At 61.6% G+C, this 21070-nt stretch carries 21 protein-coding genes and 1 riboswitch; of the genes, 4 read left to right on the forward strand and 17 right to left on the reverse strand.

Annotated features, from left to right (window positions below):
- Positions 1 to 39 precede the first annotated feature (39 nt).
- The 11 genes from RB216_RS20900 to RB216_RS20950 all read right to left on the reverse strand — a co-directional run bounded on the left by RB216_RS20900 (position 40) and on the right by RB216_RS20950 (position 11024).
- Complete coding sequence (locus RB216_RS20900; protein ID WP_308907822.1) at positions 40 to 1491, reverse strand: cobyric acid synthase; 1452 nt, start codon at positions 1489 to 1491, stop codon at positions 40 to 42.
- Complete coding sequence (gene cobD, locus RB216_RS20905; protein WP_028617366.1) at positions 1488 to 2477, reverse strand: threonine-phosphate decarboxylase CobD; 990 nt, start codon at positions 2475 to 2477, stop codon at positions 1488 to 1490. The genes RB216_RS20900 and cobD overlap by 4 nt, the downstream gene beginning before the upstream one ends.
- Positions 2470 to 3378, reverse strand: coding sequence for an adenosylcobinamide-phosphate synthase CbiB (gene cbiB, locus RB216_RS20910; protein WP_308907823.1), 909 nt, complete (start codon positions 3376 to 3378; stop codon positions 2470 to 2472). The genes cobD and cbiB overlap by 8 nt, the downstream gene beginning before the upstream one ends.
- The gene (gene bluB, locus RB216_RS20915; RefSeq protein ID WP_068937115.1) at positions 3375 to 4025 is read right to left on the reverse strand and encodes a 5,6-dimethylbenzimidazole synthase; all 651 of its coding nucleotides are present in this window, start codon (positions 4023 to 4025) and stop codon (positions 3375 to 3377) included. Before bluB ends, cbiB begins: the two co-directional genes overlap by 4 nt.
- Positions 4022 to 5353 carry a cobyrinic acid a,c-diamide synthase CobB gene (locus RB216_RS20920; RefSeq protein WP_308907824.1) on the reverse strand — a complete coding sequence of 444 codons (1332 nt, stop codon included), beginning with the start codon at positions 5351 to 5353 and terminating at the stop codon, positions 4022 to 4024. The genes bluB and RB216_RS20920 overlap by 4 nt, the downstream gene beginning before the upstream one ends.
- Complete coding sequence (gene cobO, locus RB216_RS20925) at positions 5350 to 5961, reverse strand: cob(I)yrinic acid a,c-diamide adenosyltransferase (protein ID WP_010208674.1); 612 nt, start codon at positions 5959 to 5961, stop codon at positions 5350 to 5352. The genes RB216_RS20920 and cobO overlap by 4 nt, the downstream gene beginning before the upstream one ends.
- Positions 5962 to 6040: 79 nt before the next feature.
- Positions 6041 to 6291: riboswitch (cobalamin riboswitch) on the reverse strand.
- A 154-nt stretch (positions 6292 to 6445) separates the two neighbouring features.
- Entirely contained in the window at positions 6446 to 6982 is a 537-nt protein-coding gene (locus RB216_RS20930; RefSeq protein ID WP_028617370.1) for a C40 family peptidase, read from the reverse strand.
- A gap of 144 nt (positions 6983 to 7126) precedes the next feature.
- Entirely contained in the window at positions 7127 to 7756 is a 630-nt protein-coding gene (locus tag RB216_RS20935; RefSeq protein ID WP_016976518.1) for a C40 family peptidase, read from the reverse strand.
- Positions 7757 to 7969: 213 nt separating this feature from the next.
- A complete protein-coding gene (hda, locus tag RB216_RS20940; protein WP_010208669.1) occupies positions 7970 to 8674 on the reverse strand; it encodes a DnaA regulatory inactivator Hda in 705 nt (234 codons plus the stop codon).
- Positions 8675 to 8877: 203 nt separating this feature from the next.
- Positions 8878 to 9951: an AI-2E family transporter gene (locus tag RB216_RS20945; protein ID WP_028617371.1), complete on the reverse strand. Its 1074-nt coding sequence runs from the start codon at positions 9949 to 9951 to the stop codon at positions 8878 to 8880.
- Positions 9952 to 9983: 32 nt separating this feature from the next.
- Positions 9984 to 11024, reverse strand: coding sequence for a DUF2066 domain-containing protein (locus RB216_RS20950; protein WP_028617372.1), 1041 nt, complete (start codon positions 11022 to 11024; stop codon positions 9984 to 9986).
- Positions 11025 to 11366: 342 nt separating this feature from the next.
- Between RB216_RS20950 and purM the strand changes: the two genes are divergently transcribed.
- The 4 genes from purM (at position 11367) to RB216_RS20970 (ending at position 14250) form a co-directional block, all read left to right on the forward strand.
- A complete protein-coding gene (purM, locus tag RB216_RS20955; protein ID WP_016976515.1) occupies positions 11367 to 12425 on the forward strand; it encodes a phosphoribosylformylglycinamidine cyclo-ligase in 1059 nt (352 codons plus the stop codon).
- The gene (purN, locus tag RB216_RS20960) at positions 12425 to 13075 is read left to right on the forward strand and encodes a phosphoribosylglycinamide formyltransferase (RefSeq protein WP_028617373.1); all 651 of its coding nucleotides are present in this window, start codon (positions 12425 to 12427) and stop codon (positions 13073 to 13075) included. The genes purM and purN overlap by 1 nt, the downstream gene beginning before the upstream one ends.
- 8 nt (positions 13076 to 13083) lie before the next feature.
- On the forward strand, positions 13084 to 13797 hold the full coding sequence (locus tag RB216_RS20965; protein WP_308907825.1) for a DUF3108 domain-containing protein: 714 nt from the start codon (positions 13084 to 13086) through the stop codon (positions 13795 to 13797).
- A gap of 264 nt (positions 13798 to 14061) precedes the next feature.
- The gene (locus RB216_RS20970; RefSeq protein ID WP_016976512.1) at positions 14062 to 14250 is read left to right on the forward strand and encodes a hypothetical protein; all 189 of its coding nucleotides are present in this window, start codon (positions 14062 to 14064) and stop codon (positions 14248 to 14250) included.
- An 81-nt stretch (positions 14251 to 14331) separates the two neighbouring features.
- Here RB216_RS20970 and RB216_RS20975 read toward each other — a convergent pair whose 3' ends face one another.
- From RB216_RS20975 to RB216_RS21000, 6 genes are all read right to left on the reverse strand, one after another.
- Complete coding sequence (locus tag RB216_RS20975; RefSeq protein WP_028617375.1) at positions 14332 to 14877, reverse strand: DUF2058 domain-containing protein; 546 nt, start codon at positions 14875 to 14877, stop codon at positions 14332 to 14334.
- A 25-nt stretch (positions 14878 to 14902) separates the two neighbouring features.
- Complete coding sequence (gene mazG, locus RB216_RS20980) at positions 14903 to 15736, reverse strand: nucleoside triphosphate pyrophosphohydrolase (RefSeq protein ID WP_028617376.1); 834 nt, start codon at positions 15734 to 15736, stop codon at positions 14903 to 14905.
- Positions 15737 to 15744: 8 nt separating this feature from the next.
- Positions 15745 to 17988, reverse strand: coding sequence for a GTP diphosphokinase (gene relA, locus RB216_RS20985; RefSeq protein ID WP_028617377.1), 2244 nt, complete (start codon positions 17986 to 17988; stop codon positions 15745 to 15747).
- A 119-nt stretch (positions 17989 to 18107) separates the two neighbouring features.
- Positions 18108 to 19460, reverse strand: coding sequence for a 23S rRNA (uracil(1939)-C(5))-methyltransferase RlmD (gene rlmD, locus RB216_RS20990; protein ID WP_308907826.1), 1353 nt, complete (start codon positions 19458 to 19460; stop codon positions 18108 to 18110).
- Positions 19460 to 20362, reverse strand: coding sequence for a cysteine synthase CysM (gene cysM / locus RB216_RS20995; protein WP_028617379.1), 903 nt, complete (start codon positions 20360 to 20362; stop codon positions 19460 to 19462). Before cysM ends, rlmD begins: the two co-directional genes overlap by 1 nt.
- A 111-nt stretch (positions 20363 to 20473) precedes the next feature.
- The gene (locus RB216_RS21000; RefSeq protein WP_028617380.1) at positions 20474 to 21070 is read right to left on the reverse strand and encodes a tRNA-uridine aminocarboxypropyltransferase; all 597 of its coding nucleotides are present in this window, start codon (positions 21068 to 21070) and stop codon (positions 20474 to 20476) included.

Here is a 21070-nt window from a genome sequence, read left to right on the forward strand (position 1 = left end):
GAGCAAGCCCGCTCCCACATTGGGACCGCGTACTCACCGTCAAACCCCACACAGCTTGCGTAACAACTCGGTATCCAAGTGGTTCTCCACCAGGTCCGCCAAACGCTCGATATCGCGCTCCCGCAACGCGTGATAATCCACGTCCTGCACATCCTGCAAACCCGCCCAGCGCAGCAAGGCGCTACACGCCGCCGGGCTTTCAAACAAACCATGCAGGTAGGTCCCAAGAATTTGCCCATCGGCACTTTGCGCGCCATCACAGCGACCGTCTTCCAGGACCACAGCAGCATTCGACAACGCATCACCCGTCGTCACGCCCGCATGAATCTCATAACCACTGACGTCGGCATCCTCCAACACCAAACGCCCACGCACATTGCGCAACTGCTTCTCTTCTTCGAGCGTGGTGCTGAACGCCAGCAACCCCAGGCCATCGCTGGAACCGGCAGCCCCTTCCAGGCCCAACGGGTCATGCACCTGCTCGCCAAGCATCTGCAACCCCCCACAAATACCCAGCACCTTGCCGCCATAGCGCAAGTGCCGCGCAACGGCGGTGTCCCAGCCGTTGGCGCGCAGATAGGCCAAGTCGCTGCGCACGCTTTTCGAGCCGGGGAGGATGATCAGGTCGGCAGCCGGGATCGCCTGGCCAGGCCCAATAAATTGCAGATCCACTTGGGGATGCAGGCGCAGCGGGTCGAAATCCGTGTGGTTGCTGATGCGCGGCAGCACGGGCACCACCACCTTGAGTACCTGGGCCGCCTTGTCGATCTGGCGCTGATCAATACCGTCTTCGGCTTCCAGGTGCAGGTCCATCACGTAGGGCAACACGCCCACCACCGGCTTGCCGGTGCGCGCTTCCAGCCAGTCCAGGCCGGGCTGCAGCAGCGCGATGTCACCGCGAAAACGGTTGATGATGAAACCTTTGACCCGCGCCTGCTCCGTGGGCGACAGCAGTTCCAGGGTGCCGACCAAATGGGCAAACACCCCGCCGCGATTGATATCGGCGATCAGCAACACCGGGCAATCCACGGCTTCGGCGAAGCCCATGTTGGCGATGTCATTGGCGCGCAGGTTGATCTCCGCCGGGGAGCCCGCGCCTTCCACCATCACCACCGAGTAGGCTTGGCTCAAGCGTGCGTGGGAGGCCAGCACCGCCTGCATCGCGATGGCTTTGTAATCGTGATAGGCCACCGCGTTCATGGTGGTGACGGCGCGACCATGGATGATCACTTGGGAGCCGGTGTCGCTGTTTGGCTTGAGCAACACCGGATTCATGTCGGTGTGCGGCGCCAGGTGGGCGGCCTGAGCCTGCACGGCCTGGGCGCGGCCGATTTCGCCGCCTTCGGCGGTCACGGCGCTGTTGAGCGCCATGTTCTGCGGCTTGAACGGCGCCACCGCCACGCCCTGGCGCACCAGCCAGCGGCACAGCGCCGTCACCAAGGTACTTTTGCCGGCGTCGGAGGTGGTGCCTTGCACCATCAGCGTACTCATGTGGCGTCCTTATAGGCGACCAGGGCTTGGTCCAGGCGCAGCCAGTCAGCCTCGGTGTCGGGCAGGCCAAAGCGCAGGCTGCTGTCGTGGACAAACAGCCGGAGCAAGATGCCGCGCTGGGCCATGAATTCGTGCATACGTTCGGCGTGGGGCGTGATCAGCCATTGAAACAAGGCGCAGCCGCCCTGGGGTTGGAAGCCGTGGCGCTCGAGCAAGGCAAACAGACGCTGGCCCGCCTCGATGCAACGCGTGCGCTGGCGCACATGCCCGGCCGTGTCGCGCAAGCACACCTGGCCCAACACCCGCGTCGGTCCGCTGACCGCCCAGGGGCCGACCTGCTCGGCCAGCAACTTGAGCAGCTTGCGCTCGGCCAACACAAAGCCCAGTCGCACCCCGGCCAGGCCGAAGAACTTACCGAACGAGCGCAACACGATCAGGCCGACCTGGTGGGCCTGGCCCGCCAGGCTCAGTTGAGGGGTGACGTCCATGAACGCTTCGTCCACCACCAGCCAACCGCCGCGCTGGGCCAGCCGCGAATGCCAGTCCAGCAGGCGTTGCGGGGTCAGGCTCAGGCCGGTGGGGTTGTTGGGGTTGACCACCACCAGCACGTCGAGGCCATCGAGAAAGAAGTCGACTTCCTGCTCCTGCACTTCGCGCACCACATAGCCGGCGCGGCGCCAGGCTTCGGCGTGCTCGGCATAACACGGCGACAGCACGCCGACTTTGCCGGCGCGGCGCAGGCGAGGCAGCAACTGGATGGCGGCCTGGGAACCGGGCACTGGCAACAGGTGCGCAGCGCCGTAGTATTCGCTGGCCGCCTGCTCCAGGCCATCGTCGGTTTCCGGCAGGCGCGCCCAGGCCCGCAGCGGGATCTCGGGGATCGGCCAGGGCCAGGGCGCGAGGCCGCTGGACAGATCAAGCCAATCGGCCTCGGCTATTCCGTATTGAATCGCCGCCTTGCGCAACCGGCCACCGTGCTCAAGCATAGAATTGCGCCCCCGCGCATAGGATCAGCAGCCACAACCATACGCCGCGCTGCACCAGTTGCCAGCCCCGCTCGATGGAATCGGCATCCGCCGCCGGGCCCTCGCCCAATTGCGGACGCTGGTGCACTTCACCGTGATAGATCGCGGCACCGCCCAACTCCACGCCCAGGGCGCCAGCACCAGCCGCCATGACCGGGCCAGCGTTAGGGCTGTCCCAAGTCGGGCCTTGGGTGCGCCAGCATTTGAGCGCCAGGCGCGTCTTGCCCAGTACGGCGTAGGTCAAGGCCACCAAGCGTGCAGGAATGTAGTTCAGCACGTCGTCGATCTTGGCCGCAGCCCAACCGAAGCGTTCGAAGCGTTCGTTGCGATAGCCCCACATCGCATCGAGGGTGTTGCTGAGGCGGTAAAGCACCACACCCGGCACGCCCGCGACGACAAACCAGAAAATCGCAGCAAACACGGCATCGCTGCCGTTTTCCAACACTGACTCGGTGGCGGCGCGGGCGACTTCAGTGCTGTCCAGTTCACTGGTCTGACGGCTCACCAAGTAGCTGACGCGTTTGCGCGCTTCCTCGAGGTCATCACTGCGCAAGGCCTGGGCCACTGGGATCACATGTTCGCCGAGGCTGCGCATGCCGAGGGCGCAATACAGCGCCAGAATCTCCAATATCCAGCCGATGTAAGGTGCCCACGATAAAGCGGTCGCCAGCAGGGTCAGCGGCACCACGGCGATAAACCATGCAGTCACGCCATGGCTGCGCCAGCCGCGGCCACCGGTATTGAAACGTTGCTCGATGCGCCCGGCGAAATTGCCGAACGCCACCAGCGGATGCCAGCGCCTGGGTTCGCCCAGCAGCGCATCCAGCGCGACTGCAGCGACACACAGCAAAGCCACACTCATTGACTCACTCCCCACCCATTTTCGTACACCATGTCACTCAGCGGCCGAGGCTCGGTCCAGCCTTCGAGCTGCAACATCGGTGCCGGGTAAAATTCGGCCACCGGCCCCAGGCATAGCACGGCCAACGGTTTCGCGCCGGGCGGCAACCCCAGCAGATCGGCCAGGGCCTGGGGTTCGAACAGCGAGACCCAGCCCATGCCCAGCCCTTCTACTCGGGCCGCCAGCCACAGATTCTGGATAGCACAGGACAATGACGCCATGTCCATTTCCGGCAAGGTGCGCCGGCCAAAGATGTGGCGTTCGCGATCATCCATCAAGGCCGCCACCAGCACTTCGGCGCAGTCGTGGATGCCTTCGACCTTGAGCTTCATGAACTCATCGGAGCGCTCACCCAAGGCTTCGGCGGTACGTACGCGCTCTTCTTCCACCAACTGTTGAATCTGCCCACGCAGTTGGCGGTCGCTGATGCGGATAAAACGCCAGGGCTGCATCAGGCCGACGCTGGGTGCCTGGTGCGCGGCCTGGAGCAGGCGGTGGAGCAATTCGGGGGCGACGGTGCCGCCGCTGAAGTGGCGCATGTCACGACGTTCGGCGATGGCGCGGTAAACAGCCTGGCGGTCGGCCTCGGGAAAGGCGTTGTCGGTCATGGCCTCATCGCCGGCAAGCCGGCTCCTACAAGATCGGGCGCGAACAATGCGGCCACCGCCAGGGGATTCGAGGGGAAATAGAAATGTACGTAGGACGCCGTCATTCGCCCCTGGCGATAAACCGCCTCGGCGCCGCGCCCGCCATTGGGGCTCAGGCCACGTGCAATCGGTTGCCACTCGGTGGTGGTCAGCGAATGGTGATAGGTATGGCCGCGCAGCGTGCCTTCAGGCAAGTCGACATTTTGCAGCGCCAAGGCCGCGAGTTTCTTCTGCATCACCGCATCGCCTTGCAGCAAACCCACCAGTTCGGCGCGAGTGCCGTCGACATCGGTCAGCGAGTCCAGCAGGTAGAGCATGCCGCCGCATTCGGCGAGCAGCGGTTTACCGGCGGCATGATGAGCGCGGATGGCGTCGAGCATCGGGGTATTTTCCGACAGCGCCTGGTGGTGCAGTTCCGGGTAACCACCGGGCAGGTAGAGGCTGTCGGCGTCAGGCAATTGCCGATCGTGGATCGGCGAGAAAAACTTCAGCTCGGCGCCCATTGCCCGCAACAGGTCAAGGCTGGCGCCATAGGTGAACGCGAAGGCTTCGTCGCGGGCCACGGCGATGCGCACGCCATTAAGCAGTGGCTCGGCGTCGATCACTTCAGGCGCGGCAAAAGTGACCGGCGGCGGCAAGGCGACTTCGCAACTGCTGCCCAGCGCTTGGGCGGCGGCATCGAGACGTACATCGAGGTCATTCAGTTCGCTCGCCTGCACCAGACCCAAGTGACGGCTAGGCAGTTCGATACCGGTCTCGCGAGACAACGCGCCGTACCAGCGCAGGCCTTCGGTGAGGCTGCCTTCGAGCAATTGCGCATGGCGCAGGGTGCCAACGCGGTTGGCCAGCACGCCGGCGAACGGCAAATCTGGCTGATAACGCGCCAGGCCCAGGGCCAACGCGCCAAAGGTCTGGGCCATGGCGGTGCCGTCAATCACGCCCAAGACAGGCACGCCGAAGTGTCGCGCCAGGTCGGCGCTGGACGGCGTGCCGTCAAACAGGCCCATCACGCCTTCGATCAGGATCAGGTCCGCCTCCCCTGCCGCTTCCCACAGCAAGCGGCGACTTTCCTGCTCGCCCACCATCCACATGTCCAACTGATACACCGGCGCACCGCTGGCGCGTTCGTGGATCATCGGGTCAAGGAAATCCGGACCACATTTGAACACGCGCACCTTGCGCCCCAGGTTGCGGTGCAAACGGGCCAGCGCGGCGGTGACAGTGGTTTTGCCCTGGCCGGACGCCGGTGCGGCGATCAAGACGGCCGGGCAATGACGGGGCTGATTCAAAGTTCGACGCCCTTCTGTGCCTTGATACCGGCCTGGAACGCGTGCTTGAGCATGCCCATTTCGGTGACGGTGTCGCCCATTTCGATCAGCTCAGGCTTGGCGCCACGGCCGGTGACCACCACGTGTTGCATCGGCGGGCGGGCTTGCAGGTCGCTGAGTACCTGGTCCAGGTCGAGGTAGCCGTGCTTGAGGGCGATGTTCAGCTCATCAAGTACGACAAGACCAATAGAAGGGTCCTGCAGCAGCTCGCGGGAAACCGCCCAGGCGGCTTCGGCAGCGGCGATATCGCGCTGGCGGTCCTGGGTTTCCCAGGTGAAGCCTTCACCCATGACATGAAAACGCACTTGCTCCGGGAAGCGGCGGAAGAACAACTCTTCACCGGTGCTGTTACGCCCCTTGATGAACTGCACCACGCCGCACTGCATGCCGTGGCCCATGGCCCGGGCCAGCATGCCGAACGCGGAACTGCTCTTGCCTTTGCCGTTGCCGGTCAACACCAGCAGCAGGCCGCACTCGTTCGGGGAATTGGCGATGCGTTCATCGATCACGGCTTTTTTGCGCAGCATGCGCGCCAGGTGGCGTTCGTCGCGGTCGGGGGAATCGGTCATGGCAGCTCTCCGTTGGGGCTGGACAAAAACGGCGGGCAGGAAAAAGAAAAAACAGACAGCCAAGCATCGCCCACCGTGATGCTGTTGGATGTTGCAGGCCGGTCTCCGGGCTCATGAGTGACGCACGTCTTATAGACACGCAGACCGACGCTGCGCCTTCCCATATCGCGAGCGATACAGTGGCAAAAGGCAGCGTCTTGACTCATTTACCGTTGCGGGGGCAGCGCCGGAATCGCGGCAGCACTGTGTACAAGTGCGCTCACTCACCGGCTTCCCTGTTTCACTCCGTCGACCCATGGGTCACAGAGCACCTGGAACAAGCGGCGAAGGTTAGTGGGTTGGGGGTGGAGCGTCAATTAAACCCACCACAAAACCAATGTGGGAGCGGGCTTGCTCGCGAATGCGGTGTGTCAGTCAGCACATTAACAAACTGACAGACCGCATTCGCGAGCGAGCCCGCTCCCACATTTGGATCTCTGCCAATTCAGGGATTCCGCGCCAGATTCCCCGGTAATACGCGCTTGGCGCTCAGGTAGGCATTCTGCCAATACGCCTTGGACAAGGTGTCCAACTTCACCGTACCGCCGGTTTGCGGCGCGTGCACAAAGCGGCCTTCACCGACGTAGATGCCGGCGTGACTGACCTGTGAACCGCCGCCTGTGGCGAAGAACAGCAAGTCGCCAGTCTGCAGATTTTGCTCGCTGACATCCTGCGCGCGCATCACGATCAGTTCACGGGTGGTACGCGGCAGGGAGATGCCAGCAGCATCGCGGAAGACAAACCCGATCAGGCCGCTGCAATCAAACCCGGAGTCCGGTGTATTGCCGCCCCAACGGTAAGGCGTGCCGACCAGGCCCAGCGCGCGGAAGAGTACGTCTTCAGCCGCAGGCGAGAAATTCTGGGTGGAATAGTTGAACACCGGCTTGGGTTTAACCGCTACAGGCGCGGGCGGTGGACGACTTGCGCAGGCGCTGAGCAGCGCGGCGCAAAGAATAAGGATCAGGCGGGCCGAGGTCGACATGGGCAGAACAATCCTGGTCTGGATGCGGCTTTCGCTGCCGAACGCTGAAAACCAGAACGCGCAAGCAAAGCTCGCGCGAACGGATTACAACAATGTCCAGGGATTCTAGCGCTTACACGTCAAACTTCAAGTATCACTTTAAGTTTACTTGCTAGCGGTAACCGTCGTCGGGGCCATGGCGAGTGCGCGCTTGGCTTCGATGAAAGTTTTGCTCCAGTAGCTATCACCCAGGTTGTCGACTCGGACACCGCCACTGCGACGGCTGCTGGAGTGGATAAACTGGTTATCGCCCAGGTAAATACCGGCATGGCTTACACGACCACGACCCGCTGTACTGAAGAAAAGCAGATCACCCGGCTTGAGGTTGTTGCGCGCGACCAACGGTGCATCCACGTTGATCATTTCGCGGGTGGAGCGCGGCAGATTCATGCCCGCTTCTTCGCGAAACAGGTAGCCGATAAAACCGCTGCAGTCGAAACCTGCTTCAGAGGTGCCGCCGAAACGGTAACGGGTACCGATCAGGGACATGCCGCGTTCGAGGATGCTGTCGGCAAGAACTGGGAGCTGGTAAGGCTTGCTACCGGAGAAATTGGCCAGTTCTTTTTCCGTTGCCAGCTCTTCTTCATAAACAGAAGCAGACTGTGCAGCAACGAATTTTGCCTGATTTTGAACCTGTGGTTTTTGCTGTTCTGCCACCTGTTGAGGGTGGGAGGCGCAACCAAACAACAGGGTAACGAGTGCGAGGGGCACGAGGGGTGCGAAGCGATTTAGCATGGGCACGACCGTGGCTGATATGTAAAGAAGACGAGACTATGCCCTCTATCACATCGATTTGCAAATTCAATCGTGATCTATGTGACTTCTTGTTTGGACTATGACATCTAAGCCCTTAACACCCTATATCTGCCTTTTGCGTAGCCAAACCGGCTCAAACGCAGGTTTTCTGGCGCCTGGAATTTGCCGAAAGCCGTGAAAACAGCTGGCTGGCTACCAACCCAAGGTTTCTTTCAAGAAGGGAATCGTCAGCTTGCGCTGGGCCTGCAAGGAAGCCTGATCGAGCTGTTCGAGCAGGTCGAACAACGCGCTCATGCTGCGCGTACCGCGGGTGAGAATAAAATGCCCGACTTCGTCGGTGAGGTGCAGGCCGCGACGGGATGCACGCAGTTGCAAGGCACGCAATTTGTCTTCGTCGGACAGCGGGCGCATTTGGAAGATCAGCGCCAGAGTCATGCGCGACTTGAGGTCGGCCAGCTTGATCGGCAACTCGCGCGGCGAGGTGGACGCGGCAATCAGCAGGCGCCGGCCACTGTCACGCAAGCGGTTGAATAAGTGAAAAAGCGCCTCTTCCCACTCTGCCTTGCCAGCGATGGCTTGCAGATCGTCCAGGCACACCAACTCGTACTGCTCAAGATGGTCGAAGATGCCGATTCCGCGATCCATCAGCTCAGCCAAGGGCAGGTAAACCGCCGGTTCGCCCATCTGCTCGAAACGCAAGCACGCGGCCTGTAACAGGTGGGTACGCCCTACGCCGTGCTTGCCCCACAGATAGATCAGGCTTTCGGTCCACCCGGCGTCGGCTTCGCAGAGCCGCTCGACATAGCCGAGTGCAGCGGCATTGGCGCCTGGGTAGTAGTTGATAAAGGTGGCGTCGTCACGCAGACGCACACCCAAGGGCAGCTGAATCGGTTTCATGCTGACTGAACGGCTCCAAACGAACCGTTAGTGGCCTCTGTGTAAAGTTTGCAAAGTTTATACCCGTGACGCCGGGCGCACAATGCAACAGACCCCAAGCAAAATCAAAGGTTTGCGTTAACTTGTTGGATTTACGCAGATTGTTTGACGCCCCAGCTTCAGAAACAACAAACCCGGCATGGGCCGGGTTTGTTGCAGAGGGATTACAGATCGGGGTCTTCAACCCCCGTGTACACATCCGAATCCTTATACAAATCGTGTACATGGCGCACCAGTACCATGATCACCGCCGCCACCGGCAGCGCCAGCAAGATACCCGTAAAGCCAAACAGTTCACCGCCCGCCAGGATCGCAAAGATCACTGCCACCGGGTGCAGGCCGATTCGATCACCCACCAGCAACGGCGTCAGCACCATGCCTTCGAGGGCCTGGCCGACCATGAACACCGCTACAATCCCCAGCATCGGGTAGAGGTCGCCGCCAAACTGGAACAGCCCCGCCACCAATGCCGCGCCGATACCGATCACAAAGCCCATATACGGCACGATTGCGGCAAGGCCGGCAATCAGGCCGATCAACAGGCCCAGCTCCAGGCCGATGGCCATCAAGCCAGCGGCGTAGATGATCCCCAGGGCCAGCATCACCAGCAATTGGCCGCGCACAAAGGCGCCAAGCACTTCATGACACTCCTCGGCCAGAGACACGATGCGCTCTTCGCGATTACGCGGCAGCAGGCTGCGAATCTTGGCCATCATGATGTCCCAGTCGCGCAGCAGGTAGAACGCCACTACCGGGATCAGCACCAGGTTGGTCAGCCAGCCGATCAACGCCAGGCTCGACGCCGTGGCCTGACTGAGGACCACACCGACGATATCGGTGGTCTGCCCCATATGCTCGCTGATGGCCGCCTTGACCTTGTCGAACTTCCAGAAGCCATCCGACAACCCCAACTTCGCCTGCGCCCACGGCATCGCTGTGTGCTGCAACCAATCAAGCATCTGCGGTGCCAGCTCATACAGGCGGAACAGTTGCTTGGCCAACATCGGCACCAGCACCAGCACCAACGCCGTGATGATCAAGGTAAACAGGGCGAACACTGCCACTACGCCCCAGGTTCGCGACAACCCGGCTTTTTCCAGGCGATCCACCACCGGATCGAACAGATAGGCCAGCAGCAACGCAACCAGGAACGGCGTCAGGATCGAATGCAGCAGGAACACAAACGCGCACAGCAGGACAATCCCGCCTAGCCACACCCAACGACGCGTATCGGCCATAAACCACTCCACCTATATAAAGAAGAAAACTGCTACCAACGAAAACGCAGTTGCGCCTGAGGTTCGGGAGCAACCGCAGGCTGAGTGCCGTCTACTACAGGCTGCTGGACCGGCGCTTCACCTGCGGGAATCTCCTGCAATTTGGCCAGGCTCAACTGGGTACGCAATTGATCGGCACTGCCATTGACGCGGTACACGATGCGATTGCCATCGACTAACTGCGGCTGACCGCCAAACGGCTCCAGCAGATGACCCAGTGCGGCATAACGCTCCAAGGTCATGCCCTGCACTTCCAGCAATTGTTCGGTGCTCACGCCGGGTTTGACCGCAAAGCGTGGCGCGAGCTTTTGGCTGACCGCCAGCATCACCGCGTCGGCCACAGCGCCGGTGTCGGCCCCTTGCACGGTGCCCTGCTCGCTCTTGTCGCCCAGCCACAGGCGCCATTTGGCTTGCCATTGGCTGCCTTCCTGGCGCGCATGCACGGCCAGCAAAGCGTCGGCGCCGTAACGCTCGGAGGCGGCGCGCAATGGCGTGGCATCAGCACTTTCCAGGTTCGGTGCGGTGGCGACCACCTGCTCATCCAGGTCGCCCAGCGGCAGGCGCAGCGGCAAGCCACGGTGTTGCGCGGCACGGCGCAGCGCCTGGGCGACGGTCTGGCCATCACCCACCAGGCTGCTGCCTTCGGTGGAGTCGTTCAGCCACCAGCCAAGGATCGACGGCCGATTGCTGCCCCAGATCGACAAGCCCGCTTCGCGCAGGACGCGATCAGTGCTTACCGGGTCGAAATCCACTTGCAGGCTTTCCGGCGGGCCGGCGTCGTAGCCGTACTGGCTGATGATTTGTTGCGGATCTTTACGAACGGCCGCCAAACCTGGGCCCTCGGCGGCCTTGGCGTCGCCGGTCAGGCGGATCACCAGGGTCTGCACTGCACGCTGGGTGGCCTGGTCGCGCTCTTGGGGCGACTGGCTGCTGACGGGTTCGAGTACTTGATAAAGGCCATTGAGGGTTTCGGCATGACTCGCCAGGCTGACCAACGACAAGCAGCCTACAAAGAAGAATTTACACAGACGCATGGAAGATTCCCGAACGACAAATTTAGCGGCTGGAACAGACCGCGTGAACTCGGTTTGCCAAGGCTGTGACCACGGCGACCGATAAAACATTCACAGGGTCTTGGTAAGTTTTCGTACTGTCACAACGCTAGCGCAGTAAAGGCTATACCTTAATACGCGCCAAAGCAGACTCGATTAGCATTTTTTTAACGCCATATGCCCCTGCCCGTCGGCCCGAGGATGGCCGCTGCCCCTCAAGCCTGATAAAATCGCGCGCCTTCGCAGACCGTCAACGGCGTGGCCTTTATAAAAGCCCCCGCCCGCTCGGTCGTTACCCCTGAATCCCCCCTAAAGGCCTGGATCATGAGCAAGCAACCCTCCCTGAGCTACAAGGACGCCGGTGTAGACATCGACGCCGGTGAAGCATTGGTCGAACGCATCAAGAGCGTCGCCAAGCGCACTGCGCGCCCCGAAGTCATGGGCGGCCTGGGCGGTTTTGGCGCCCTCTGCGAAATCCCGGCCGGCTACAAGCAGCCTGTCCTGGTGTCCGGCACCGACGGCGTGGGCACCAAGCTGCGCCTGGCACTGAACCTGAACAAGCACGACACCATTGGTATCGACCTGGTTGCCATGTGCGTCAATGACCTGGTGGTGTGCGGCGCAGAGCCGCTGTTCTTCCTGGACTACTACGCCACCGGCAAGCTGAACGTGGACACCGCTGCACAAGTGGTGACCGGTATCGGCGCTGGCTGCGAGCTGTCGGGTTGCTCCCTGGTCGGCGGCGAAACCGCTGAAATGCCAGGCATGTACGAAGGCGAAGACTACGACCTGGCCGGCTTCTGCGTCGGCGTCGTGGAAAAAGCCGAAATCATCGACGGCTCCAAGGTTGCCGCCGGTGACGCCCTGCTGGCCCTGCCTTCTTCCGGCCCGCACTCCAACGGTTACTCGCTGATCCGCAAGATCATCGAAGTGTCCGGCGCCGAGATCGAGAACACCCAACTCGACGGCAAGCCGCTGACCGACCTGCTGATGGCCCCGACCCGCATCTACGTCAAGCCTCTGCTCAAGCTGATCAAGGACACTGGCGCCGTCAAGGCCATGGCCCACATCACCGGCGGCGGCCTGCTGGACAACATCCCGCGCGTGCTGCCAAAAGGCGCCCAGGCCATCGTTGACGTGGCCAGCTGGCAGCGTCCGGCAGTATTCGACTGGCTGCAAGAGAAAGGCAACGTCGACGAAACCGAGATGCACCGCGTGCTGAACTGCGGCGTAGGCATGGTCATCTGCGTGGCGCAAGAGCACGTTGAAACCGCGCTGAACGTCCTGCGTGAAGCTGGCGAGCAGCCTTGGGTCATCGGTCAGATCGCCACTGCCGCCGAAGGCGCGGCCCAGGTCGAACTGAAGAACCTCAAGGCTCACTGATGCCTGAGACCTGTGATGTCGTGGTGCTGCTTTCCGGCACCGGCAGTAACTTGCAGGCCCTGATCGACAGCACGCGCACCGGCGACAGCCCGGTGCGCATTGCTGCGGTGATCTCCAACCGCAGCGACGCCTACGGCCTGCAACGCGCCAGGGACGCGGGCATCGACACCCGCTCGCTGGATCACAAGGCTTTCGACGGTCGCGAGGCCTTCGACAGCGCCTTGATCGAACTGATCGACGCCTTCAACCCCAAACTCGTGGTACTCGCCGGTTTCATGCGCATCCTCAGCGCTGACTTCGTGCGGCATTACGCAGGGCGCCTGCTCAATATCCACCCTTCCCTGCTGCCCAAATACAAAGGCATGCACACGCACCAGCGTGCGCTCGATGCCGGCGACAGCGAGCACGGCTGCAGCGTGCACTTTGTCACCGAGGAACTCGATGGCGGGCCTCTGGTCGTACAGGCAGTGGTTCCGGTAGAGTCTGACGACTCGGCGCAGACGCTTGCGCAACGGGTTCACACCCAGGAACACAGGATTTACCCGCTGGCGGTGCGCTGGTTTGCCGAGGGGCGGTTGATTCTTGGCGACCAGGGTGCATTATTGGACGGTCAGTTACTCGCGGCCAGCGGCCACTTGATTCGAACCTAGGAGATTTTATGCGTCGCGCTTTGCTCTTCGCTTTTGCGCTGTTCGCCTTGCCAACGGTGCAAGCAGCAGACCTTCACCCTTTCTCCGTCAGCTACACCGCCGACTGGAAACAGTTGCCCATGAGTGGCTCGGCTGAACGCAGCCTGGCCAAGAATGGCGACGGCACCTGGACCTTGAACTTCAAGGCTTCCATGATGATCGCCAGCCTCACCGAAACCAGCGTGATCCTGTTTGACAAGGACGCCCTGCAACCGAAGAGCTACACCTTCGAGCGCGGTGGCCTGGGCAAGGCGAAGAAGATCAACCTGGACTTCGACCAGACCGCCAAGAAAGTCACCGGCTTTGAAAACAAGGACGCGGTCAACGTGCCCCTGCAAAGCGGTATGCTCGACAAGTCGACCTACCAGTTGGCCCTGCAGCGCGATGTGGCGGCCGGCAAGAAGAGCATGAGCTACAACGTGGTGGAAGGCACCGACGTCGACACCTACGACTTCCGCGTGATTGGCCCGGAAAAGGTCCAGACCAAGGTGGGCTCCATCGACGCGATCAAGGTCGAGCGCGTGCGTGACCCGACTCAGAGCAAGCGCATCACCCAGATGTGGTTTGCCAAGGACCAGGGCGGCATCCTGGTTGCCCTGCGTCAGGTGGAAACCGATGGCAAGGAATACAACATCATGCTGCAGGACGGTACCGTTGACGGTAAGCCTGTCAAAGGTAGCTGATAGGTAACTGGAACAAAGAGCCTCGCGAATGCGGGGCTTTTTTTCGCCTGTCGATTGGGTTCCACCCTGACGCGAACATGAAACTTTTGTCATAAAACTCAGCGCCCTGCGACGCAATGTCGCGATTTACGCGGCCTGCAGGACTGTTGCATTTGCTGCAATGAATTGTTGCGCGAAAAGTCGGTTTACTTAGCAAGCTAACAAATCATATAACAAAGGCCTGCGACGACTTGCCGCAGATCCACCAGAGATTGGAGCAAGCAGATGACTGTAAAAGTAACTGAACGCGACGACGAACATATGTCCCACGAAGCACTGGGCCATGGGATTCACATCTGGGATGTACACCAACAAGACCTGTTGGTCGGCATGTTTCACAACGAGAGCGACGCTCATAATTATAAAAACGAGCTCGAAGCCCTTGAGATGAGACGCCAGTCAGAAAGTCGTTAACCCCATACTGTAGGAGCGAGCAAGCTCGCTCCTACAAATAAAAACCCCGCCTTTTGAGCGGGGTTTTTCATGCTTACAGACTTACCACATTAGATCATCCGGGATCTGGTAGGCCGCGTACGGATCATCCTCGTCCGGCACCTGGCTCTCCGTCAGGATATTGAGCTGCACGATACGCTCCGGTGCGCGCTCCTGGATCTTCAGCGCCGCCTCGCGCGGGATCACCTCGTAGCCGCCGCCGTGGTGCACGATAGCCAGGGAGCCGTTGCTCAGCTTGTTGCGCATCAGGGTGTTGACCGACAGGCGCTTGACCTTCTTGTCATCCACGAAGTTGTAGTAGTCCTCAGTGGTCAGCTTGGGCAGCCGCGAAGTCTCGATCAGTTGCTTGACCTGGGCGGTGCGGGCCTTGGCCTCGGCTTTTTCCTGCTGCTGGCGGTTCAGTTCCTGGTCGCGCTTGACCTTCTCGGCGTGCGCCTCGGCCGCCAGGCGGGCCTGGGTGTCATCCGCCTCGATTTGGCCTTTGTGGACCAGGCGCTGCTGCTTCTGTTTCTCTTTGCCGACCTGCTTGGCCTGCTTTTGGTTGACCAGACCTGCTTTGAGCAACTGGTCGCGAAGGGAAAGGCTCATGGTGCTTACTCACTTAGGCAACTGCTCAACCGCAGCTGGACACATTCTTTTCCTGACGTTTGGCTTCGCCCCACAGGGCGTCCATCGTTTCGAGGGTGCAATCTTCTATGGATTGGTGCGTATCGCGCAATGCCTGTTCGATAAATCGGAAGCGTCGTTCGAACTTGGCATTGGCGCCACGCAGCGCGGTTTCCGGGTCGACCTTGAGGTGACGGGCCAGGTTGACCGCCGCGAACAGCAGATCACCGACCTCATCGGCAATGGCCACCGAATCGTTGTCGGCCATGGCTTCGAGCACCTCATCCAGCTCTTCGCGCACGTTATCCACCACCGGCAGGGCCGACGGCCAGTCGAAGCCGACCTGGCTGGCGCGCTTCTGCAATTTGGCGGCACGAGACAGGGACGGCAGCGCCGTGGGCACATCGTCCAGCAGGGAGAGCTGCTCCGGCGCATCGGATTTTTCCGCACGCTCCTCGGCCTTGATCTGCTCCCAGCGTTCCTTGACCTGTTCTTCACTCAGCTGCGGGATATCCAGCGGTGCATACAGATCGCCGGTAGGAAACACGTGCGGATGACGCCGGATCAGCTTGCGCGTGATGCTGTCGATCACACCGGCGAATTCGAAGCGCCCTTCTTCGCGCGCCAACTGGCTGTAATACACCACCTGGAACAGCAGGTCGCCCAGCTCGCCTTGCAGGTGATCGAAGTCGCCGCGCTCGATGGCGTCGGCCACTTCATAGGCTTCTTCCAGGGTGTGCGGGACGATGGTCGCGTAGGTTTGCTTGATGTCCCACGGGCACCCGTATTGCGGGTCCCGCAGGCGATTCATCAGGTGTAGCAGGTCTTCCAGCGAATACATCGACTCACTCATGGGGTACGGTTACGGCGTGTCTCAATGATGTTCGGCAACTGGGAAATCCGCCCCAGCAACCGCCCCAATGCGTCCAACCCCGGAATCTCGATCGTCAGGGACATCAACGCGGTGTTGTCCTCTTTGTTCGAGCGGGTGTTGACCGCCAGCACGTTGATCCGCTCGTTGAGCAGCACTTGCGACACGTCACGCAGCAAGCCGGAACGGTCGTAGGCGCGAATAATGATGTCCACCGGGTAGGTGAGCACCGGCACCGGGCCCCAGCTGACCTGGATGATCCGCTCCGGCTCACGGCCGCCCAGTTGCAGCACCGAGGCGCAGTCCTGGCGGTGAATGCTCACGCCACGGCCCTGGGTGATGTAGCCGACGATGGCGTCACCCGGCAACGGCTGGCAGCAGCCGGCGATTTGGGTCATCAGGTTGCCCACGCCCTGGATCTGGATATCGCCGCGCTTGCCGGGTTTGTAGCCGGTGGCCTTGCGTGGGATCAGCTCCAGCTGTTCGCTGCCGCGCTCCGGCTCGACCAGTTGCTGGGCCAGGTTGACCAGTTGGGCCAGGCGCAGATCGCCGGCACCAAGGGCGGCGAACATGTCTTCGGCGATCTTCATGTTGGCTTTTTCGGCCAACTTGTCGAAGTCTACCTGGGGCAAACCGAGGCGCCCCAGTTCGCGTTCAAGCAAGGTTTTACCGGCGGCGACGTTTTGGTCGCGCGCCTGCAATTTGAACCAGTGGACGATCTTCGCCCGCGCCCGCGAGGTGGTGATGTAGCCCAGGTTCGGGTTCAGCCAGTCGCGGCTCGGCGTGCCGTGCTTGCTGGTGATGATCTCGACCTGTTCACCGGTCTGCAGGCTGTAGTTGAGCGGCACGATGCGCCCGTTGATCTTGGCGCCCCGGCAGTTGTGGCCGATCTCGGTATGCACACGGTAGGCAAAGTCCAGCGGCGTCGCACCCTTGGGCAAGTCGATGGCGTGACCGTCCGGGGTGAAGATGTAGACCCGGTCAGGCTCGATATCCACGCGCAGCTGTTCGGCCAGGCCGCCGATATCGCCGAGTTCTTCGTGCCATTCCAGCACTTGGCGCAGCCAGGAGATCTTCTCTTCGTACTGGTTGGACCCGGCCTTGACGTCGGTGCCCTTGTAGCGCCAGTGCGCACACACCCCCAGTTCAGCCTCTTCGTGCATGGCGTGGGTGCGGATCTGCACTTCCAGCACCTTGCCCTCGGGGCCGATCACCGCGGTGTGCAACGAGCGGTAGCCGTTTTCCTTGGGGTTGGCGATGTAGTCGTCAAACTCCTTGGGAATGTGCCGCCACAAGGTGTGGACAATACCGAGCGCGGTGTAGCAGTCGCGCATTTCCGGTACCAGCACGCGCACGGCCCGTACGTCGTAGATCTGGCTGAAGGCCAGGCCCTTGCGCTGCATTTTGCGCCAGATGGAATAGATGTGCTTGGCACGACCGCTGATGTCGGCATCGACGCCGGTGGCCTGCAACTCGGAACGCAACTGGCCCATCACGTCGGTAATGAAGCGCTCGCGGTCCAGCCGCCGCTCGTGCAGCAGCGTGGCGATCTGTTTGTATTGATCGGGTTCGAGGTAGCGGAAGGACAAGTCCTCCAGCTCCCACTTGATATGGCCGATACCCAGGCGGTGCGCCAGCGGCGCATAGATATCGAAGACTTCGCGGGCAACGCGGTTGCGCTTCTCGTCGTCGGCAGTCTTCACCGCACGGATCGCGCAGGTACGCTCGGCCAGCTTGATCAGGGCGACACGCACGTCGTCGACCATCGCCACCAGCATCTTGCGCAGGTTCTCGACCTGGCCCTGGGTGCCCAGCACCATGGACTGGCGCGGGCTGAGGCTGGCGCTGATGGCGGCCATGCGCAGCACGCCGTCGATCAATTTGGCCACCACCGCGCCGAAACGCTGGCTGACGGTGGGCAACGGGATGTGCCCTTCACGCACGCCGCGATAGAGCACGGCGGCGATCAGTGAATCCTGGTCCAGCTTGAGATCGGCGAGGATCTCGGCGATTTCCAACCCGGTGCGAAAGCTCGAAGTGCCTTCTGCCCACAGGTTCTTGGCCGCATTGTCTTGCTGCTCAGACTCGCGAGCGAACTCGCAGGCTGCTTTCAAGGCTTCACGGTCCAGTGCCGGGTCGACACTGATGGCATGATCCAGCCATGCCTCGAGATTGATACTGCCGTCGGTGTTGATCGGCTGGTGTGCTCTCACCTGTACCATCTTGCTTACCTTCCCTACGACGCACCTTTGATGCGCCAGAATTCATCGCCGACCTTCTACTGCTCCCTGGCAGATCACAGGCCCTGGAGACGACAGGCCGGTCGGATTAAACGGGCATCCTAGCCCGCTTCAAATAACGCCATCGCCTCGACATGCGCGGTTTGCGGAAACATGTCGAGGATCCCGGCACGTTTTAGCCGGTAGCCTTGCTTGACCAACTCAACTGTATCCCGCGCCAGCGTGGCCGGGTTGCAGGACACATACACCAGACGCTTGGCTCCCAGGGTCGCGAGCTTGCGCACAACCTCCAGGGCACCATCACGGGGTGGGTCCAAGAGTACCGCAGAAAAGCCCTGTTTGGCCCATTCCGCGTCAGTCAAAGGCTGGGACAAATCGGCCTGAAAAAACTGCGCATTATGCAAATCGTTGCTGACAGCGTTGACGGCCGCGCGGTCCACCATGGTCTGCACGCCTTCCACCGCCACCACTTCACGCACTTGGCGCGCCAGTGGCAGGGCAAAGTTGCCCAGGCCGCAAAACAGGTCCAGCACCCGTTCGTCGGGTTGTGGCGCCAGCCAATCCAGGGCCTGGGCGACCATAGCCTCGTTGACGCCGGCGTTGACCTGCACAAAATCGCCAGGTCGGTATGCCAGCTCCAGCCCCCACTGTTCCAATCGAAAACCCAAGACTGAATCGACTTCGACCGGCTCAGGTTGACCCTCGCCATGCAGCCACAATTGGGCTTCATGGAAGGCGCAGAATTCCTTCAACACCTGCAGATCCGCTTCCGATAACGGCGCCATGTGCCGCAGCAACACGGCGATCGACGTACCGCTGAACAACTCCACATGCCCCAAGGCCTGCGGTTTGCTCAAGCGCCGCAACATATTCGGCAGGCGCTGCATGATCGGTTGCAAGGCCTGTACCAGCACGGGGCAATCGTCGATGGCGACGATGTCCTGGCTGGCCACGGCGCGAAAACCTACTTCCAGCTGTTTCGCCTTGGCATCCCAGCGCACGGCGACGCGGGCTCGGCGACGGTAGCCGAACTCCGTCCCACTCAACGGTGCGGCCCACTCTTGCGGTTCGACACCGGCCACACGGGACAGTTGCTCGGCGAGCATGCGCTGTTTCAGGGCAAGTTGTTCGCCGTGGGGCAAATGCTGCACGCTGCAACCGCCGCAGCGGCCAACATGGGCACACGGCGCCGGGCGGCGCAGTTCGCTGGCCTTGAACACGCGCTCGGTGCGCGCCTCGACGATCTTGCCGTGAGCCCCCAACACTCGCGCTTCAACTTCTTCGCCGGCCAGCGCGCCATTCACGAACCAGGTGCGGCCTTCAAAGAACACAATGCCCCTGCCGTCATTGGCCAGGCGCTCGATGGTCAGGCGTTGTTTCTTGCCCACAGGGATTTGCGGGGCCCGGCTGCCGCCCGTCGGTTGGAAGCGCAGGCCTCTCTCGTGCTTGGCCATCAGTTGGGTTCGTCGAAGATGCCGGTCGACAGGTAGCGGTCGCCTCGGTCACAGATGATCGCGACGATCACCGCGTTCTCCACTTCCTGGGACAAGCGCAACATGCCGGCCACCGCGCCCCCGGACGACACGCCGCAGAAAATACCTTCTTCACGGGCCAGGCGGCGGGTGGTGTCTTCGGCTTCACGCTGAGCCATGTCGATGATGCGGTCCACGCGAGTCGAATTGTAAATCTTCGGCAGATACTCTTCGGGCCAGCGGCGGATACCGGGAATGGCCGAGCCTTCCATCGGTTGCAGGCCGACGATCTGGATCGCCGGGTTCTGCTCCTTCAGGTAGCGGGAGTTGCCCATGATGGTGCCGGTGGTGCCCATGGAGCTGACGAAATGGGTGATCGTACCCTGGGTCTGGCGCCAGATTTCCGGGCCGGTGGTGGTGTAGTGCGCCTCCGGGTTGTCACCGTTGGCGAACTGATCCAGCACCAGGCCACGGCCTTCGGCGGCCATGCGCTCGGCCAGGTCCCGTGCGCCTTCCATGCCCTCTTCCTGGGTCACCAGGATGAGCTGGGCGCCGTAGGCGGTCATCGCCGCCTTGCGTTCGGCGCTGCCGTTGTCGGGCATGATCAGGATCATCTTGTAGCCCTTGATCGCGGCGGCCATGGCCAAGGCGATCCCGGTGTTACCCGAAGTGGCTTCGATCAGGGTGTCGCCGGGCTTGATCTGCCCGCGCAGCTCGGCGCGGGTGATCATCGACAGCGCCGGGCGGTCCTTTACGGAACCGGCCGGGTTGTTCCCTTCGAGCTTGAGCAACAGGGTATTGCTGGTTTCACCCGCCATGCGTTGCAAGCGGACCAGGGGCGTGTTGCCGACGCAATCGGCGATTGTAGGGTACTGCAAGGTCATGGCGTATTCGCAATCCAGACTGCGGGGGCGAACATCATACCGGGAAAGGCCGGCGGGCCATATCACGCAAAGTGCGGACCTTATGGCTAAAAGGAATAAGCCACCGAATGGTCACCGCTGTCCATGGTTGCGCTGGAACACGTCAGGCCCCATCGCCGCAATCTGGCCGTCGATCAACGCATCGAAGGGTTTGAGCAAGGGTGCAAACGAAGCTGGCGATTCCAGGACCTCCAGCGCCTGCACAATCGCCTCCACTGTCGACAGCGCACCGGGGCCGGGGGCCTTGCGCAACCTATAACGGGACACCGCACTGTCGGCCAACGCGACCCTTGGCAACGCCGCCAATAGCGGGTTGAGGTGCAAAAGCTTGCGCGCCTTGCGCCAAGTGCCGTCGGGAACCACCAGCAGCAGCGGCTGATCTTCGGGCGCGTACACCTTTAATGGCTGGGCGTCGTCAGCCGGAAACAGCAACCGAGCCTGGTAGCCGGGCACGTTCAACAACGTCGGCAAGTCTTCAAACACCTCCCCTACTACCAACTGCGCGTTGTTCAAACCCAAAGCCGCCAGCCGTGCGGTATTCAACGCATGGTTGACCTCGCTCGGGTGCTGCAACAGCAACACCCGCGTGCGACTGTCGAGATTGGGGATCAACGCGCACAGACAGTGGGCGACAGGCCTGAGGCAACGGGAACATTGGGGTCTGGACAT

The organism is Pseudomonas canadensis, from assembly GCF_030980095.1.
Taxonomy (GTDB): Bacteria; Pseudomonadota; Gammaproteobacteria; order Pseudomonadales; family Pseudomonadaceae; genus Aquipseudomonas; species Aquipseudomonas canadensis.

Bases quoted from the DNA above. Each gene is read 5' to 3' on its own strand.
- mazG (WP_028617376.1), bottom strand. From the start codon at position 15,736: ATGTATTCGCTGGAAGACCTGCTACACCTGATGAATCGCCTGCGGGAC.
- RB216_RS20975 (WP_028617375.1), bottom strand. From the start codon at position 14,877: ATGAGCCTTTCCCTTCGCGACCAGTTGCTCAAAGCAGGTCTGGTCAAC.
- cysM (WP_028617379.1), bottom strand. From the start codon at position 20,362: ATGACCTTGCAGTACCCTACAATCGCCGATTGCGTCGGCAACACGCCC.
- RB216_RS20970 (WP_016976512.1), top strand. From the start codon at position 14,062: ATGACTGTAAAAGTAACTGAACGCGACGACGAACATATGTCCCACGAA.
- rlmD (WP_308907826.1), bottom strand. From the start codon at position 19,460: ATGGCCAAGCACGAGAGAGGCCTGCGCTTCCAACCGACGGGCGGCAGC.
- cobO (WP_010208674.1), bottom strand. From the start codon at position 5,961: ATGACCGATTCCCCCGACCGCGACGAACGCCACCTGGCGCGCATGCTG.
- purN (WP_028617373.1), top strand. From the start codon at position 12,425: ATGCCTGAGACCTGTGATGTCGTGGTGCTGCTTTCCGGCACCGGCAGT.
- RB216_RS20935 (WP_016976518.1), bottom strand. From the start codon at position 7,756: ATGCTAAATCGCTTCGCACCCCTCGTGCCCCTCGCACTCGTTACCCTG.
- RB216_RS20945 (WP_028617371.1), bottom strand. From the start codon at position 9,951: ATGGCCGATACGCGTCGTTGGGTGTGGCTAGGCGGGATTGTCCTGCTG.
- purM (WP_016976515.1), top strand. From the start codon at position 11,367: ATGAGCAAGCAACCCTCCCTGAGCTACAAGGACGCCGGTGTAGACATC.
- cobD (WP_028617366.1), bottom strand. From the start codon at position 2,477: ATGCTTGAGCACGGTGGCCGGTTGCGCAAGGCGGCGATTCAATACGGA.
- bluB (WP_068937115.1), bottom strand. From the start codon at position 4,025: ATGACCGACAACGCCTTTCCCGAGGCCGACCGCCAGGCTGTTTACCGC.
- hda (WP_010208669.1), bottom strand. From the start codon at position 8,674: ATGAAACCGATTCAGCTGCCCTTGGGTGTGCGTCTGCGTGACGACGCC.
- RB216_RS20950 (WP_028617372.1), bottom strand. From the start codon at position 11,024: ATGCGTCTGTGTAAATTCTTCTTTGTAGGCTGCTTGTCGTTGGTCAGC.
- RB216_RS21000 (WP_028617380.1), bottom strand. From the start codon at position 21,070: ATGTCCAGACCCCAATGTTCCCGTTGCCTCAGGCCTGTCGCCCACTGT.
- RB216_RS20930 (WP_028617370.1), bottom strand. From the start codon at position 6,982: ATGTCGACCTCGGCCCGCCTGATCCTTATTCTTTGCGCCGCGCTGCTC.
- RB216_RS20965 (WP_308907825.1), top strand. From the start codon at position 13,084: ATGCGTCGCGCTTTGCTCTTCGCTTTTGCGCTGTTCGCCTTGCCAACG.
- cbiB (WP_308907823.1), bottom strand. From the start codon at position 3,378: ATGAGTGTGGCTTTGCTGTGTGTCGCTGCAGTCGCGCTGGATGCGCTG.
- RB216_RS20900 (WP_308907822.1), bottom strand. From the start codon at position 1,491: ATGAGTACGCTGATGGTGCAAGGCACCACCTCCGACGCCGGCAAAAGT.
- relA (WP_028617377.1), bottom strand. From the start codon at position 17,988: ATGGTACAGGTGAGAGCACACCAGCCGATCAACACCGACGGCAGTATC.